Source organism: Kribbella sp. NBC_00662, from assembly GCF_041430295.1.
In the GTDB taxonomy this organism is placed as follows: Bacteria; Actinomycetota; Actinomycetes; order Propionibacteriales; family Kribbellaceae; genus Kribbella.
The window spans coordinates 2086853-2102299 of record NZ_CP109029.1; the positions used below are offsets into that span (position 1 = coordinate 2086853).

Genomic DNA, 15447 nt, shown 5'->3' on the forward strand with positions numbered 1-15447 from the left:
TCAGATACCGCGGATGTTCGGCTGGCGCTGGTCGAAGAACAACCCGGCCGGCGGCTCCTGCACCGGTAGCGGCGGGATAGGGTAATCGGTGTGAACGTTGTTCCGGCAGGCGGCGAACGGGCCGTCCGGATCGAGCAGCGCCATCATGTGCGGGTCCGCGTGGTCACGCCACCAGACCGACATCCCGGTCGCCGGGTCGAGCCGCAGGTGCTCCCACGCACGCCAGATCGAGTCGAGCCGGCTGAGCGCCTCCGCGTGCCGGTACCACTCGGGGCACCAGACGAACTGCTGCCCGAGCCGCCGGGTGTAGAGGTAGATCAGCCGGTCTTCGACGAACGCCGCGACGTGTGGATAGAAGAGCTCCTGTTCACCATCCACCTCGGTTGTCCCCTTCGTTCTGCTCCCAGACCGGCCGGTCCGGGCCGCGCTGCGGCGGGGGCACCTGTCCGCCGGTGCCTGCGGACACCCACGGGTTGTTGCTCACCGGGACGCTCGCGGCCGCTCCCGGATCGTACTTCGCCAGCGACGCCTTCACCGCACCGGCGTCCGGCCGGGTGAACCACGGGACGGTCTTCACCAGCGTCGCCGGGATACCCGACGGGAACACGACCGCCCGACCGGGCGGCATCGAGGCGAGGTCGGAGACCTCCATGATGTTGTGCCGCTGGACCTGCGAGCTCGTACCGCGCTTGCCCTCGTTGTACGACACCGAGTTCGAGTTGATGTCGTAGTCGCCGATCATCTTGCTCAGGTTCTCGAGGAAGGACGCGTCTGCCGCGCCACCGCCGTACACCCGGATGTTCGCCGAGCCCCAGAGCTTCTGCATGCCGTGGTCTCCCCAGCACTCCTGGCCCTGCGCCCAGGACTGCAGGATCGTCATCAGCACGATGCCGCGGGAACCGAAGTGCGAGTAGAGGTCCGGAAGGTTCTTCCACCGGCACACGTTCGCGGCCTCGTCCAGTACGCCGACCAGCGGGCTGGGCATGCGGCCCATCGGGCAGCCGCGGGCGTACTGCTCCGCTGCCTCGACGACGGCCACGGTCAGCGCGGTGACGAGCGGACCCGCCGTACCGGCGCCTTCCTTGGAGAGGCTGTACAGCGTGCCGCCCTTGCGGACGAACTCGTGCGGGTTGAACTGCGGGCGGTTGTCGTTCGGACCGCTCGGGATCACCCAGCGGGTGACCTTGCGGTTGACCAGGAACTGCGCGCTCTGCTGCGCCGTACCGTAGACACCCGCGCGCTGCTTGTCCGGCGCGTTGATGACACCGGACAGCGCGTCCGCGGACAGCTGCAGACCCGGGGTGTTGCGCAGGATCCGCTCCGGCTCGTCGTTGCGCTGGTCGGCGAGCCAGCTGTACACCTGCGTGATCGGGCGCTTCGCCACCGCGGCGGCGAGCAGCAGACCGGCCAGTAGATCCGTACCGGCGGCGTCGAAGAACGCGTCGGTCTGGGCGCCGACCTGGCGCTGCGATGCGACGAAGTGCTCGGCCAGCTCACGGGCCTTGGTCTCGTCGGTGATGTAGCTCAGCGGGTTCCACCACCAGGTGTTCGGCTCCTCGCAGACCTCCTGCGGGTCGAACACCCAGACCGGGCCCTTCTCCGAGCGCGGCCCGCGGGTGGCGTCGACGATGTCGCGCTTGTTCGAGGTGGCGATGACGCAGCCGGGCGCGTCCAGGATCGCCGGCACCGCGCGCGACGTGGTCTTACCGGTTCGGGGACCCCAGATGTCGACGTGCATGTCTTCCCAGTTGCCGAAGACCTCGAGGTTGTCCCGGACGGTGCGGCCGATCAGGATGCCCGGACCGGCGTGCCCCGCGCCGAGCTGGTTCGCCTTCTCCTGCGCGCCTTCGCGGGTGAGCTTGTAGATCTCGGACCGCTTCGACATCAGCTGCGCCTGCCGGTCGACGCGGCCGACCGACTTCTGCCTGCTCCGGAAGTACCAGAAGCCGGTGCCGACCAGGCCGAACAGCACGACCAGCTCGATGATCAGTACGCCGGTGGCCGCGCCGGACCAGTCCCGGTGTCCCTTCATCAGATCGACGATCGCGTCGAACGGGTTGCCCACCGGCGGCGAGCCGTTGATCGCCGAGGCGATCTTCAGCGCACCCCAGAGCGAGAACACGACCAGTGCGAACACACCGACCGCGGCGAAGATCAGGATCGACTCGGGCGACAGCCCGCCCGGTCCGGTGCTTTTCCTGCCCTGGGCCATTACTCGTCAACTCCCGTTCGGGCGACCACTCGGGTGGTGGGGTCGGGCGGCGGCAGCATCGCCGGATCGTCCAGGTTGTACTCGCCGACGACTGCCTCACTGCCGTCCGGTGCGACCTCCACCTTCAGCGGCTTGCCGTCCTCGCCGGTCCTCCACAGCTTGTTGGTGTCGTTGATCTCGCGCTCGACCGTGGTCAGCCCGACGTGCACCGGGATGCCCGGCCGGCCGCCGACCTTGACCAGGAAGTTGCCTCGACCAGGAGGCGCCGCCTCCTGACCGGTGGCCGGGTCCCACGCGGGCGGGTCCTGCCAGCCGATGAGCATGTTCTGCTCTTCCTGCGACATCGGCACGACCTCGGTGAGGTTGTCCATCTCCGCCCGCGGCAGACCACCACAGATGACCATGCCGGAGCGCTCGACGAAACCCTTCGCCTTCATCCGGTCCTCGGGCAGCTCCAGTGCCAGCAGGTCGGACATCGTGTGCGAGATCATCGCCATCCCGACACCACGCTGCCGGTTCAGACGGGTCAGCGCGTCGACCCGGTCGACCAGGCCGCGCCCGGCCCGCAGTACCCGCCAGAGCTCGTCGAGGATGACGAAGTAGTGCCGCCGCGGCTCGAGGCCGGCGTCGGCCAGCGCCTGCGAGACCGCGACCGCGCCGAACCCGTACGACCAGCAGGCCAGCAGTACGGCGGCCTGCAGACTCGTCTCGGAATCGTCGATGTTCGACACGTCGAACACGACCGGCCGGTCGAGCTGCATCGGGTTGTCGGTCTGCTCGGAGAAGATCTCGCCGAGCCGACCGCCGCCGACCAGACCGATCAGCGACGCCTCGAGACCTTCGGTGATCTGCCGGTAGCGGTCCAGGCTGCCGCGGTCCAGGGCCACGTTGCGGACCCGGTCCGGGGCGTCCTGCACGACCTGGAGCAGGTCGCGAAGCACCGGCGTACCTTGGAAGCGCTCGTCGAGGACCTTGAGCGCCTCGTCGAGGATCGTCTCCTCGCGGTCGTTCGGCGGCTGCGAGCGCATGATCGAGATCAGCGCCGAGACCATCGTCTGCCGGCGGCCGTGCGCGTCGGCCTGGATCGCCTCGCGGGCCTTGCCGGTCAGCCGAAGCGCGGCCTCGCGGGACTCACCCGGATCGAGCACGTTCAGGTGACCGCGACCGCGGCCGAGCTGGATGACCTGGCCGCCGAGCGCCTCGATCAGGTCCTTGTAGTCGGGCTTGAGGTCGCCCAGCACGAGCGGCATCACGCCGTACCCGGCCAGGCCCAGCGCCATCCGCCGGGTGATCGTCGACTTGCCCAGACCCGGCTTGCCGAGGACGAACATCGACGGGTTCGAGATCAGCTTGGCCCGCATGAACCAGCTGATCGGGTCGCAGCACATGGTCGCGCCGGAGAGGATGTTCCGGCCGATCGGTACGCCGACCATCGGGCTGCCGGTGCCGGCCGCGAACGGCCACATGCCGCAGACCTGCACCGTCGTCCCGCGCCACTCGGGCGCTGCCTGCAGGTACGTCGAATAGCCGCCGCCCGGACCGGGCCAGCCTCGCGGCATCGGCCGCTTGCCCCGCCTGCTCGGATCGACCGGCTTCTTCTGCTTCTGGCTCACTGTGACTCCCCAGAGGTCACCGTGCTGCTTTGTCCAATCATAGGGACTCCCGCAGCCCGGCCGGCACGGCCAAGTGGTTCTGCAGTACGACGCCCAGCGGCAGTGCGGCCACGAACGCGGAGTCCTGCGAGCCGTACGCCGGCCGCAGCAGCACGCGCGCGGTGGCGCCGAGGTTGTCGATGGCGGCGATCATGTCCGGAATCTGCTCGACCGTCATCACGGTGCCCGTGACAACCATGCCGAAGTTGACCAGACCCGCACCGCGCGCTTCCTCCTGCGCGGACCGGTCGGCGGCCCGTGCTTCGGCCAGGCTGCGGGCGGACGGCCGGCTCGACGTACTGGCGCGGAACGAGGCGTTGCGCTTGTCGGCCTCGACCATCCGGGCCGATGTGCCTGCGTCCAGCGGGCGGTAGAGCAGGGTGACGCGCTTGCGGTCGATGTCGGCGTGCGGCGCGACCAGCTGCGACAGCACCGACGAGAACACCTCACCCCGCGGCGCCTGCGACATCTGCCAGGTCACCGACCAGGCCGAGTCGTGCCGGTACTTGTCCCAGAACGCCTGGGCGCCGGACGGGCCGACGTCGGTCCACTGCAGCTCGGGCGGCATGCCCTGGCCGCGGGCCTCGTCGATGAGGATGGCGGACGCCGGGTCGTACGCGATCCGGATCGCCTCGCACAGCTCCTGCGCGTTGACCGGCCGGGCCGCGCCGGCACCGGTCGCGTTCAGGCTCTGGGTCAGCGCGGGCAGCCGGGCCGCGAGCTCGCGGCCCATGTCGTCTTCCTTGCGGCGCTTGCCGCTGCGGTCGGTGCCCTTGAAGGTCAGGGCGACCCGGGCCGAGACGAGCGCCGAGCCTTCCGGGTACGTCTGCACGACCTCGGTCAGCATCGCGCGCGCGATCGCCGGCGTACCGTCCATCATGTTGTTGCCGACCTCACGACGAAGCCGGATGCCGGTGTCGGGTGCGCTCTCGACCGTCACCGACGCCGCCACGATGCCCGGCTCGTGGCCGAGCGACGCCAGCCACTGACCCCAGTGCGCGACCCACACGTCCACCTGGTCCTCGTCCACCAGCGAGGCGCCGTCCGGCTCCGCGTTGATGACGACGGTGAAGTGCCGGGTGCTCGGGTAGTACAGCAGGGCGAACGGGCGCCCGTACGAGTCCTGGTACTCGCTCAGCTGCGACGAGGCGGCCAGGCCCGGGAGCTGGAACTTGCCCCACGCCGTACGGCCGAGCGGACCGGATCGGTAGATGTTGTGCTTTGCCATCTTTGCTCGCTGCCATCCAATTCGGGTCGAGATGCGTTGCAGCGTGGACTGCCCGTGCTTGTCCTTGGTCATCAGCAGCAGCAGTACGACGCCGACCACCAGCAGCGTGATCATCGCTGCGGGCAGACCGCCGGACATCGTCGCGATGACGACCATCAGCAGGCCACCCATCAGGATGGCCGTGCCGAGCATGCCCAAGCCGCCGATACCCGCCGAGGCGGGCTGGCGCCAGTTGCCGTAGGTGCGAGGTGCGCGTCGTACGTTCTCAGCCGCTGCCACTTGGGCCTTCCGGTGTCGGTGTGTCGTCGCCTCCGCCGCTGCCACTCGGGCCTGGCGGTGGAGGTGGAGGCTGGTTACCTCCGCCGCTTTGCTGTGGTTGGCCGCCGCCCCGGTTCGGGTCGCCGGTGCCGCGGCTTCCGCTCGGGCCGCTGCTCTGGGACGAGCTCTGCGCTGCCGCGTCGCCCTGGTCGGTGGTCTCGGCCGCCGCCGTCTTGCCGGCGTCCGAGATGCCCTTCGCGATCGCGACACCTACGATGACCGGAGCAGCCACGGCCGCTACCGGCGCGGCCGCCGCAGCGCCCGCACCAGCGCCCGCACCAGCCCCGGCTCCTGCGCTCGCGCCTGCTCCCGCTGATGCGCCTTCGCCGGCGGCGGCACCTTCACCAGCACCGCTGGCAGCGCCCTCACCGGTGCCACCACTACCGCTCGGCGCCTGCTGCTGGGCTCTGCCGACGTTCTGGGCGCCGGTCGGGCCGTCGCCTCCGCCGCCACCGCCGCCGTCGTCGGCGCCCTGACTGGTCTGCTTGTTCGCCATGTCGCCGAGCTTGTCCATGCCGGGCATCATCCGGGCCGCGATCATCCCGGCGCCGGCCGCGCCCGCGGTCGCCGAGACCATCGGGACGATGAACCGCATCAGGGCCGGCAGCGCGAACAGCGCGAGGACGAGCATCGTGAGACCGGTGACGACGTTCATCACCAGGCTGCCGACGTCGTTCGCGTTGGTGCCGTCGAAGTGCAGCGGGGCGCCGTTGTTCGAGACCAGGCGGATCGCCGTCGCGTAGACGATCGCCGCCACCGGCTTGTAGAGGATGAAGGCGAGCAACCACGCGATTATTCGTTTGAACCAGTTCCGGCCCATCTCGGTGTTCGTCGCGGCGGCCGAGATCGGCAGTACGCCGAGCAGCAGGATCAGCATCGCGCTGCGGACGACCATCAGCACGATCTGGATCACACCGGCGATCACACACAAGATGCCGACGGCAATCATGATCCCGATCAGCAGCGGCGAACCGGCGAGGGCCGCGACCGCGGCGAAGCCCAGCACCACGGACATGCTGGCGCCGAAGGCCTTCGCGTCGCCGGAGCCCATCTTGTCGCAGTTCTTGACCCAGAACTCTCCACTCGAACTCAGCGAGGAGCTGACGATGCACTTGGAGAACGTGTCGCCGGCGGTGATCAGCGCCTGCGCGACGGCGATCGAGAAGGCCGACGCGACTCCCAGGGTGATCAGCGAGCGGAGCAGATCGCGAGCCGTCTCACCGCGCTGTGTCCAGGCCATCTGGATGGCGCCGACGATCAGCCCGATCGCCGCGATGAACAGCGTGATGAACTGAGTGTGCGACCAGACCCAGCTGACCGTGTCGTTGGCCGGCTGGCCGGGAGCGCCCTCCACCGACGGTGTCGGCACGTAGATCCAGAACGTCGCGATCGTGGACATCAAGGTCCCGACCGCACCGGAGATTGCGTCGAGGATGGGCTGGAACACGAACTTCATCACCGCTTCCATAGCGGGGGCAAGGACCGCCGAGACGGCTTCCTTCAGCAGATCCGTGGCCCAGTTGAGCGGAATCATGTCAAGACGTCCTCGGGGAGACGAACCGAAGAATGGCGGGGAGCGCGACGATTGCCAGCAGCATCATCGTGGCGCCCGTGACGATCTTGAGGGTCTGCGGCGTCCCCGCCGGCGCGCCGTCCACCGTCGGCACCGACATCAGGTAGATCGCGGTCGCGTAGATCAGCGCCGCGACCGGTTTATAGATGATGAATCCAGCCAGCCAGGCCAGCGACCGCTTGAACCACATCATCCCCATCTCGGTGTTGGTCGCGGCCGCGGTCAGCGGGAGCACACCGACCAGCAGCACGAGCATGCCGTAGCGGATGATCATCAGCGCGAGCTGGATGATGGAGGAGATCACCATCAGGATGCCGACGAAGATCACCAGCAACCAGCCGAACTGCTCGACGGGACTCTTCAGCGGATTCACCAGTGCTTGCGTGAGCGCATCGGTGAAGCACTGGTCCTTTGTATTCGCGGGATTGGCCGTGTCCAGGACCGGAACGGCGATGCAGTGGTTCTTGGCGTTCAGCGCTTCGTGGACGATCCACGTGGAGAACCCGTCCGCTGCCGCGATCAGCGTCCCGGCGAACGCCGTCGCGGAGGCCGTCACCACGACCAGCGTGATCAGCGACCGGAGGATCTCCTTGGCCGGCTCACCGCGGTGCGAGATCGCCATCTGGATCGCGCCGACGATGACCGCGATCGAGGCGACGAACGCCATGATGAAGTTCGTGTGCTGCTGCACCCAGATGGCCGGGGTGTTCTCCGCGATGTCCGGGGTCTGGATGTTGATCCAGAGCAGAGCGACGGCCTTCATCACCGCCTCGACAGCATTCACGACGACGCTGGCGATGGCCTGGAAGATGAAGTCGAAGAACTTGCCGAAGGCCCATTGGATCGCCGTCTGGAGACCGTCCCTGATGCAGTCGTCCCAGTCCCAGGGCCACTTCGAGCATCCGAGCGCAATCATGACGCACCACTGAACCTAACGTAGCCGTTGAGACTGGACAGGATGTCCGGCTCGACCGAGCCGTTGAAGGTGCCGTCGTCCTGCAGCACCGCGTACCAGTCGCCGTGCGACCACTGCATGGTGATCGGCAACGCGCCGTACGCCTTGTTGTTCAGGTTCGCGACGATCTGGATGATCGCCTGCGTGGTGGTGTAGTAGAGAACCTTGAAGCCGGAGAACTGGACGTCGCCGGCCTCGGTCGGCGGGGTCTGGAGTTCGTTCCTGGCCGCCGTGATCGCAGCGGTCCGGCCCGGACCGGCAAGGACGCGGGTCTTCAGCGCGGCGACGCTGACCTCCGGGTTCTGCACCTGGCCCAGCAGGACCATCGCGGCGAACACCGCACCGGTCGGCGAATGCGCGAAGCAGGACCGTACGCCGTTCGTGGCAGTGCTCGCCGGGCCGGCCGCTGCCTGGATCGGCACCAGCATCTCGCCCTCGAACTGCCACGTCACCGCAACCGGCGCGGCCAGCCGCGGGATCGCCTGATCCGGGTTGCTGTCGTGGCAGCCACCGGTGTGGCTGTTCGGCGGCGGGGGTGCCGTCTGCGTAGCGGTCGGCTGCTCGGTCGGCGTGGCGGGCGGCCCGGTCGGCTCAGTGGGCTGTTCAGTAGGAGCAATCGTGCTCGGCGACTGGCTGGGGTTGGCGGCCGGAGTGTCCGAGCCGTTGCTGGCAACCGCCCAGACCACCAGGCAAATGAGCACTGCTCCGATGACGATCGCCGACGCGACGAAGCCACGCTCCTCGAGGAAGCTGGTCTTTTCGCCGTCGGAATCGCCATCGGAGTCCGGATCCCTGCTGAACAGTCCCACCTGCGATCAGCCTCCGAGCAGGTCGCCGCTGACCGCGATCACTTCAGGGCGTCGACGAGTGCCGTCGCCGCACCGATCACGATGCAGGCCGCCAGGACCCAACCGAGGCGGGCGGCGTGCTCGCCACCTTCACCGCGGCGCTGACCGACGGCCATCATGCCGCCGGCGATCAGGATGCCGAGCGTGCAGACCGAGTACGCGATCCACTTGACCCAGCCGAGTACCTTGTCCAGGCCGGGCTGGACGCCGGGAGGCGCGTCGAGCGGGAGCGTCATGGTGTTGAGCTCCATGACCACGTGGTGTACCAACATCATGGTTGTGAATACCTTTCAGTACGGGGCGGGGTAGTCCGCTGGGTTTGACGCGCGAAGAGCGTAGATGGATTCAAGGACTTCGAAGACCTCGTCCGGGGTGTTGTCAGGCGTGGGAGCCTCCCCTCTGCGCCACTCCTCGATCCAGGGGATGTCCCAGACTCTCGGAACACCTCCGCCGACGATGTCGGCGAAGTCGTCGAGCACGCGCGGCAGTCGGCCCGGGGCGTCCGCGATCAGCACCAGGCCGAGCACAGCAACTCCCTGGACGACTCCCGAGGCCCACTCGATCGCGGCTCGTTGCGCGGCACGCAGCCCGGACCCGTGGGTCCGCGCGACCAGGATCACCGGGGTCGGCACCGGCGGCGGCGGGATCGGCCAACGGTGGTTGGCCGCCCGGGTGCCCGGCAGCAGCAGAGACATCGTGGACTCGCCGGCGCCACCGTGCACACCGACCCACCACAACGTGTCCGCCACCGGGATCGCGAACTTGGGCAGGCGCTGATCCTCCGCGGGCGCCGGCACCCCGTGCTGCGGGGCGGACGGCCCCCGAGGGGTGATGTCCGGCTGGGTAGGGGCCGGCGACGGCTGTTGCGGACCCGGAGACTGCTCTCGTGTCCACGGGTTCTGCGTCATGGCCCCTCCTCTCGCGGTGCGTCACAGGCTGTCGCCCACAGTATTCTCTCGCTTTCCGGGTGTACGTTCGTGACCCATCCACAGGCGAGGATGTTTCTACCCCCTTGTCGGGGTCAGTCGAGCCGGCGGGCTCGTGTGGTTTCTGCCTGCCCGGAATCCCTGGCATGCCTCGTGCGGGGGACATGCTAGAACGAGGACGTCGTAGTCGGATGAGCGAGGGAGATCTGTGGCGGGAATGAGAGGTCATCGTGGCTGACAAGATCCCGTCCTGGCCGAAAGTAACGATCCGGCTCTACGACGACCACAACGCCGAGGTGAAGATCGCCGGCCGCAGCCACCCGGTCAACCATCACGATCCGCGACAGGCTGCGATCCAGCTCGTCAGCGAGCGGGCGGCCCAGCTCGGCCGCGCGGTGAAGGCGACCGCGGTCGAGTCCGACGGCGCCTCCTGGCCGCTCATCATCCACCCGGACGGACAGGTCGAGGCGATCGAGGCCGACTCCGGCCGGGGCCGCAACGGCGGGCAGAAGCCGATCTGGCCGATCATCGTGGCGATGGTGGTCGGCTGTGTGCTGGTCATCGGGACGATCGTGTTCGTCGCCGTGATCAAGCCCAACCTGCACAAGAAGCCGACCGTCACCACCTCACCGCTGCTTCCGTCGCTCCCGGCGCCCAAGGTCAGCCCGGACGAGTTCCCACCGGGGAACGTGCCGCCGGGTTTCACCACCCACGCCGGCTGGACAGTCAACATCGCCGAGAACACCTCGCCCGCGATCAAGCCGGACGGCACCGAGGTCGCCATCCTGACCGACGACGGGAAGGTCGCGGTTTTCGATGCCAACGGCAAGGTGCTGTGGCAGGACGAAGTGCCGAAAGACTCGGAGAGCCCGGTCTACACGACGATCGACGGCAAGCTGGTACTGGCGGTTGCCACCCAGGACACCCTGATCTACTGGGCCGGCGGCGGCGCGGAGCCGAAGAAGGTCGGGCTCCCGGACGGGGCCAAGGTGCAGTTCTTCGGCAAGTCCCCGCTGATCACGCTGAGCGGCACCGGCGGCGCGATGGTGATGTCGGGCGGCGAGCTCAAGGCCGTGCCGAACCAACCGCGCCTGTCGACGATCCTGCTCGCCGAGGGCGATCGCGCGCTGATGTCGCAGTACCACGGCCCGCTGTTCTGGAGTGCGCCGGACAAGCCGCTGCAGACGATCACACCGCAGAAGCCGGGTGGCGCGATCTCCGACAAGCCTCAGCAGGTGCTCGCCGCCAGTCCGGACTACGTACTGGCGTTGTGGCAGACCAAGGATCCCGAGAAGTCGATCCCGACGGTGCACTCGACCGCGAGCGGCAAGGTCGTCGCGGTCTGCCAGCCTTCGTCGGCATCAGACGTCCAGTCGTGGGACTGGGTGCCGGACCCGAACCGCCGGATGGCCGCCTGGGGTGAATGCCTGATCAACCTGGCCACGCCCAGGACCGTGCTGCTCAACGACTTCCACCCGCTGTCGATCACGGGCTCGTTCATCTACGGCACGATGGGCAGCAAAATGTACGCCGTCACGCCGGGCAAGCCGCAGCACCTGCTGGACCCAGCTCCGGTCCGCCCGTGGGGTATTGCCGGCAACCACGCGATCATCGTCTACGCCTCGGTCCTCTACGCGCTGAACCCGGCCGCCCGATGAAGGCCGCACGATCAGGGGCGGCGCGATGAGGGCGGCGTTGCGCCGGTTGGCGTTGACGCTGGCGGCGGTCGGCGTACTGCTGCTGCCGTCCGCGCAGGCGCTTGCCGATGACAACGAACCGGCGCCGACCGAGTGGCCGACGGTCGCCCTGCCGGACGACAACGACGGCGAGGCGGCGCAGCCGGCCCCGGCCGAGTGGCCCGCGGTGGCGAAGCCGGACGACTCGAGTGACAACTCGTCCGAGCCCGGCCCGGTCGAGTGGCCGACCGTTCAGGACCTACCCGGCTGAAGGTTAAGGGCCTGCCCGCTGAAGGTCAGGAACTGCCCGGCTGACGGTCAGGATCTACCCAGCTCAAACAGAAAGGCCCGCGCTCCCTTTCGGGAACGCGGGCCTTCGTGCTGGTGCTGTGGTCAGCCGGCCGCAACCTCGAGGCGGACCGTGGCGGCCACCTCCGGGTGCAGCTGGACCGCGACCTGGTGCTTGCCGGTGGTCTTGATCGGCGACGCGATCGCGATCGCGCGCTTCTCGACCAGCGGGCCGCCCGCGGACTTGATCGCCGTGGCGATGTCGGCCGGGGTGACGGAGCCGAACAGGCGGCCGGTGTCGCCGGCCTTGACGGCCAGGGTCACGTTGAGCTGCTCGAGCTGGTTCTTGACCTCGCTCGCGTGCTCCTTGCCCTGGATCGCCCGGGCGTCACGCGCCCGCTTGATCGTCTGGATCTGCTTCTCGGCGCCGCGGGTCCAGCCGATGGCCAGGCCACGCGGGACCAGGTAGTTACGGCCGTAGCCGTCCTTCACCTCGACGATGTCGCCGGGAGCCCCGAGGCCCTCGACCTCCTGAGACAGGATGAGCTTCATGGTCCGCGCCTCCCTCAGCGAGCGGTGCTCGTGTACGGCAGCAGGGCCACCTCACGAGCGTTCTTGATAGCGGTCGCGACATCGCGCTGGTGCTGCACGCAGTTCCCGGTCACCCGGCGGGCGCGGATCTTGCCGCGGTCCGAGATGAACTTGCGCAGCAGCGCGGTGTCCTTGTAATCGACGTACGTCGCCTTGTCCTTGCAGAAGCCGCAGACCTTCTTCTTCGGCTTCCGAATGATCTTGGCCATTGTGGTGCTCTCTTCCTATTTCCAGAGCCCGGCACGAGTGCCGGAATGGTCCCTAACGGGTTTGCGGGCCGATCAGAACGGGGGCTCCTCCATCGAGCCGCCGCCCTGGCTGGCCCAGGGGTCGTTCTGCGGAGCGGACTGGCCGCCACCGCCTTGCGGGGTTGCCCAGGGGTCGTTCTGCTGGCCGCCCTGACCGCCGCCGTAGCCGCCGCCCTGGTTGCCACCTCCCTGGTTGCCGCCGCCACCGAACTGCTGGCCGCCGCCACCGCCACCACCGAAACCGCCGCCGTCGGAACGCGAGGTCTTGGAGATCTTCAGCGTCGCGTAGCGCATGCTCGCGCCGATCTCCTCGACGTCACACTCGAAGACGGTGCGCTTGTTCCCGTCGCGGTCGTCGTAGCTGCGCGCCTTGAGGCGGCCGGTGACGACGACCCGGGAACCCCGGGTCAGGGACTCGGCAACATTCTCGGCAACCTGACGCCACACCGCGCACGAGATGAAGAGGGTTTCCCCGTCCTTCCACTCGTTGGATTGCCGGTCCAGCGTCCGCGGAGTGCACGCGACGGTGAAATTCGCCACCGCGGCGCCCGAGGGCGTGAAGCGCAGTTCCGGATCACCCGTGAGGTTACCGATCAGGGTGATAGGTGGTTCGCCTGCCATTGCCGTTCCTCCTGCTATCGGGTGTGGCTGTGTCTACAGCATGTCTACAGCTATTGGTACCGGCCGGTGCCGACAGTACCGATGGCTGCTGACGACCCTAGGTTCAGTGCTGGTCCGGCCGGATGACCTTGGTGCGCAGGATCGACTCGTTCAGCGTGAGCTGACGGTCGAGCTCCTTCACCACCGCCGGCTCGGCGGTCAGGTCGACGACGGCATAGATGCCTTCGGACTTCTTCTTCACGTCGTAGGCGAGCTTGCGACGACCCCAGATGTCGAGCTTCTCGACCGTGCCACCTTCCTTGCGGACGATGTTCAGGTACTGGTCGATGGACGGCTCCACGGTGCGCTCATCGAGCTCCGGGTCGAGGATCACCATGACTTCATAACGACGCATGCGCGAACTCCACCTCCTTCGGACTTGGCGGCCACGGTCTCTCCGTGGCAGGAGGGCGATGCGATTGTGCTCACCGCCGGCAATTGCCGCCGACGCCAAGCAATGAGCCCGGTCGAGGACCGGGCCCACATCGAAAAGAATACCAGCGTCGGGATGGCCTTTTGACCATATCCACAGGCCTGTTGCGGTGACTCTGTGTCACCGCGGTACGACGACGCGCTCACCGCGACGGAGCACCAGCACGAGCAACGGTAAGGCGAGAACAACCGAGATCACCGCGAGGACCGGGAACCCGCCGAGCGTGAACAGCCACGGCGAGGTGGCGGTGGCGAGCGCGGAGACGGTCCAGATCGACGACTCCACCCGGCTCTCCAGCTCGGCCGAGCCCAGCTGGGCGCTGCCGCCGAGGTAGCAGAGGTTCCAGGCGTAGCCGAGCAGGAACAGCGACGGTGTGAAGACCAGTCCGGTCCGGGTGACCAGTACTGCGGCCGCCAGCAACCCGACCAGCCCAGCCAGCGTCACCACGCGAGGCCCGTACCTGTCGATGCACCAGCCGGTCAGCGGAGACAGAGCGAACATCCCCAGGGTGTGGACAGACAGCATGACGCCCAGCAGCCCGAGTCCGTCGTGGTGCAGGTGAGTGTGGACCGGGACGGCTGTCATCACGGACACCATCACCAGCTGACCCACCACCATCACGCCTGCCGCCAGTAGTACTGAGTGACCGCCGGACACCCGGCGTACCTCAGGAGCGTCGGTTGTCCTGGTACGCCGGATGTACGTCGACGCGATCAGTGCGGAGAAGACTGCAGCCAGGGCGAAGAGGAATGGACCTGCGATCGCTGGGAGACCGAAGGCAGCCGAGAAGGACTGTGATGGCGCCATGAGGAACGGTCCGCCCGCAGCGCCGAGTGTGCTGGCCCAGACGACTGTGCTCATCGCGCGGGCACGTTGAGAAGGCGGTGCGGTGTCAGCGGCGGCGTACCGAGACAGGAGGCTGGCTGCGTTGCCGACTCCTAGCAGGAACATCCCAACGAAGAGCAGCGCGAGCGGTGCGCCAACGGCTGCCAGGACGGTCGACGCTCCCCCGGCGACGCCCACGCCGTACCCGGTCCGGAGGGCTTGGGCGCGTCCGACGCGGGCTGTCCAACGCCCGACCGCCATGGCGCCGGCAGCGGTGCCGAGGACACCTGCGGTGTTGGGCAGCCCGGCCAGTGCCGGACCGAGGTCGTCGGCGATCAGGATGGCGCTGACTGCACTGGCAGCGACCATCGCGGCGTTCATCAGGGCAGCGGCGACAACGACGGGGATCAGCATGCCAACCACGCTAGAAAGGCCGCCCCTCGCGCTGAATGCTCGAAAGAAGGCGTCTGCCCTTGTCGAGGCGCGATATCGAAGGTGTTCTGGGGACATGACCTTTCAGGAGCGCGAACCCGACTCCACCGACTGGCAGATCCTGGCCGCCCTGCAGTCCGACGGGCGCCTGTCCTTCAACCAGCTCGGCAAGCGGGTCAACCTCTCCCCACCGGCCGTCGCCGATCGGGTACGTCGCCTGGAAGAGGCCGGCGTGATCAAGGGCTACCGCGCGGAGGTCGACCCGGCCCGCGCCGGCCAGCCGCTGTCGGCATTCGTCCAGATGCGCTGCACGACCGGCCGCTGCCTACTGAAGACCACCCGCGCCGAGGACTTCCCCGAAGTACTGGAGATCCACAAACTCAGCGGCAACTCCTGCTCGATGCTCCGCGTCCGCGTCACCTCGATGCAACACCTCGAAGGCCTCTTCGAACGCCTCGGCGAACACGGCGAGATGAACACCCACATTGTCCTCTCGACCGAATTCGAAGGCCGCCCGGTGCAGCCGCCGAGCGACGCCGGGCGGACCGTGACCAGGTCGGCAGGATGGGGTTCCTGAACTGT

General features: G+C 68.1%; 17 protein-coding genes. 3 read left to right on the forward strand and 14 right to left on the reverse strand.

The window, feature by feature from the left end:
- From OHA10_RS10570 to OHA10_RS10610, 9 genes are read right to left on the reverse strand one after another with little or no spacing between them, the layout of a single operon-like run.
- A complete protein-coding gene (locus tag OHA10_RS10570) occupies window positions 1-378 on the reverse strand; it encodes a DUF4913 domain-containing protein (RefSeq protein WP_130443131.1) in 378 nt (125 codons plus the stop codon).
- Entirely contained in the window at window positions 368-2212 is a 1845-nt protein-coding gene (locus OHA10_RS10575) for a type IV secretory system conjugative DNA transfer family protein (RefSeq protein WP_371405999.1), read from the reverse strand. The genes OHA10_RS10570 and OHA10_RS10575 overlap by 11 nt, the downstream gene beginning before the upstream one ends.
- The gene (locus tag OHA10_RS10580; protein WP_371406000.1) at window positions 2212-3825 is read right to left on the reverse strand and encodes an ATP/GTP-binding protein; all 1614 of its coding nucleotides are present in this window, start codon (window positions 3823-3825) and stop codon (window positions 2212-2214) included. The genes OHA10_RS10575 and OHA10_RS10580 overlap by 1 nt, the downstream gene beginning before the upstream one ends.
- 37 nt (window positions 3826-3862) lie before the next feature.
- Entirely contained in the window at window positions 3863-5371 is a 1509-nt protein-coding gene (locus tag OHA10_RS10585) for an SCO6880 family protein (RefSeq protein WP_371406001.1), read from the reverse strand.
- Entirely contained in the window at window positions 5358-6944 is a 1587-nt protein-coding gene (locus OHA10_RS10590) for a hypothetical protein (RefSeq protein ID WP_371406002.1), read from the reverse strand. The genes OHA10_RS10585 and OHA10_RS10590 overlap by 14 nt, the downstream gene beginning before the upstream one ends.
- A gap of 1 nt (window position 6945) precedes the next feature.
- The gene (locus OHA10_RS10595) at window positions 6946-7899 is read right to left on the reverse strand and encodes a hypothetical protein (protein WP_371406003.1); all 954 of its coding nucleotides are present in this window, start codon (window positions 7897-7899) and stop codon (window positions 6946-6948) included.
- Window positions 7896-8747 (reverse strand): hypothetical protein, encoded by an 852-nt coding sequence (locus OHA10_RS10600; RefSeq protein WP_371406004.1) that lies wholly within the window; start codon window positions 8745-8747, stop codon window positions 7896-7898. The genes OHA10_RS10595 and OHA10_RS10600 overlap by 4 nt, the downstream gene beginning before the upstream one ends.
- A gap of 38 nt (window positions 8748-8785) precedes the next feature.
- Window positions 8786-9037 carry a conjugal transfer protein TrbC gene (locus OHA10_RS10605; RefSeq protein WP_233714849.1) on the reverse strand — a complete coding sequence of 84 codons (252 nt, stop codon included), beginning with the start codon at window positions 9035-9037 and terminating at the stop codon, window positions 8786-8788.
- 39 nt (window positions 9038-9076) lie between these two features.
- Window positions 9077-9694, reverse strand: a complete 618-nt coding sequence (locus OHA10_RS10610) for a DUF6668 family protein (RefSeq protein ID WP_371406005.1) — start codon at window positions 9692-9694, stop codon at window positions 9077-9079.
- A 248-nt stretch (window positions 9695-9942) separates the two neighbouring features.
- On the opposite strand from OHA10_RS10610, the gene OHA10_RS10615 reads away from it, so the two are divergent.
- Window positions 9943-11370, forward strand: a complete 1428-nt coding sequence (locus OHA10_RS10615) for a hypothetical protein (RefSeq protein ID WP_371406006.1) — start codon at window positions 9943-9945, stop codon at window positions 11368-11370.
- Between the two features lie 25 nt (window positions 11371-11395).
- Window positions 11396-11659: a hypothetical protein gene (locus OHA10_RS10620; RefSeq protein ID WP_371406007.1), complete on the forward strand. Its 264-nt coding sequence runs from the start codon at window positions 11396-11398 to the stop codon at window positions 11657-11659.
- Between the two features lie 122 nt (window positions 11660-11781).
- Here the strand turns inward: OHA10_RS10620 and rplI are convergent, their stop codons facing one another.
- The 5 genes from rplI to OHA10_RS10645 form a co-directional block, all read right to left on the reverse strand.
- Complete coding sequence (gene rplI / locus OHA10_RS10625; protein ID WP_350854834.1) at window positions 11782-12228, reverse strand: 50S ribosomal protein L9; 447 nt, start codon at window positions 12226-12228, stop codon at window positions 11782-11784.
- Window positions 12229-12242: 14 nt separating this feature from the next.
- On the reverse strand, window positions 12243-12476 hold the full coding sequence (gene rpsR / locus OHA10_RS10630) for a 30S ribosomal protein S18 (protein WP_012924539.1): 234 nt from the start codon (window positions 12474-12476) through the stop codon (window positions 12243-12245).
- 72 nt (window positions 12477-12548) lie between these two features.
- Window positions 12549-13136, reverse strand: coding sequence for a single-stranded DNA-binding protein (locus OHA10_RS10635; protein WP_363881504.1), 588 nt, complete (start codon window positions 13134-13136; stop codon window positions 12549-12551).
- A 103-nt stretch (window positions 13137-13239) separates the two neighbouring features.
- Window positions 13240-13530 carry a 30S ribosomal protein S6 gene (gene rpsF / locus OHA10_RS10640; protein ID WP_130386399.1) on the reverse strand — a complete coding sequence of 97 codons (291 nt, stop codon included), beginning with the start codon at window positions 13528-13530 and terminating at the stop codon, window positions 13240-13242.
- Between the two features lie 198 nt (window positions 13531-13728).
- A complete protein-coding gene (locus tag OHA10_RS10645) occupies window positions 13729-14847 on the reverse strand; it encodes an MFS transporter (RefSeq protein WP_371406008.1) in 1119 nt (372 codons plus the stop codon).
- Between the two features lie 94 nt (window positions 14848-14941).
- On the opposite strand from OHA10_RS10645, the gene OHA10_RS10650 reads away from it, so the two are divergent.
- Complete coding sequence (locus OHA10_RS10650; protein WP_371406009.1) at window positions 14942-15442, forward strand: Lrp/AsnC family transcriptional regulator; 501 nt, start codon at window positions 14942-14944, stop codon at window positions 15440-15442.
- The last annotated feature ends 5 nt before the right edge of the window (window positions 15443-15447 follow it).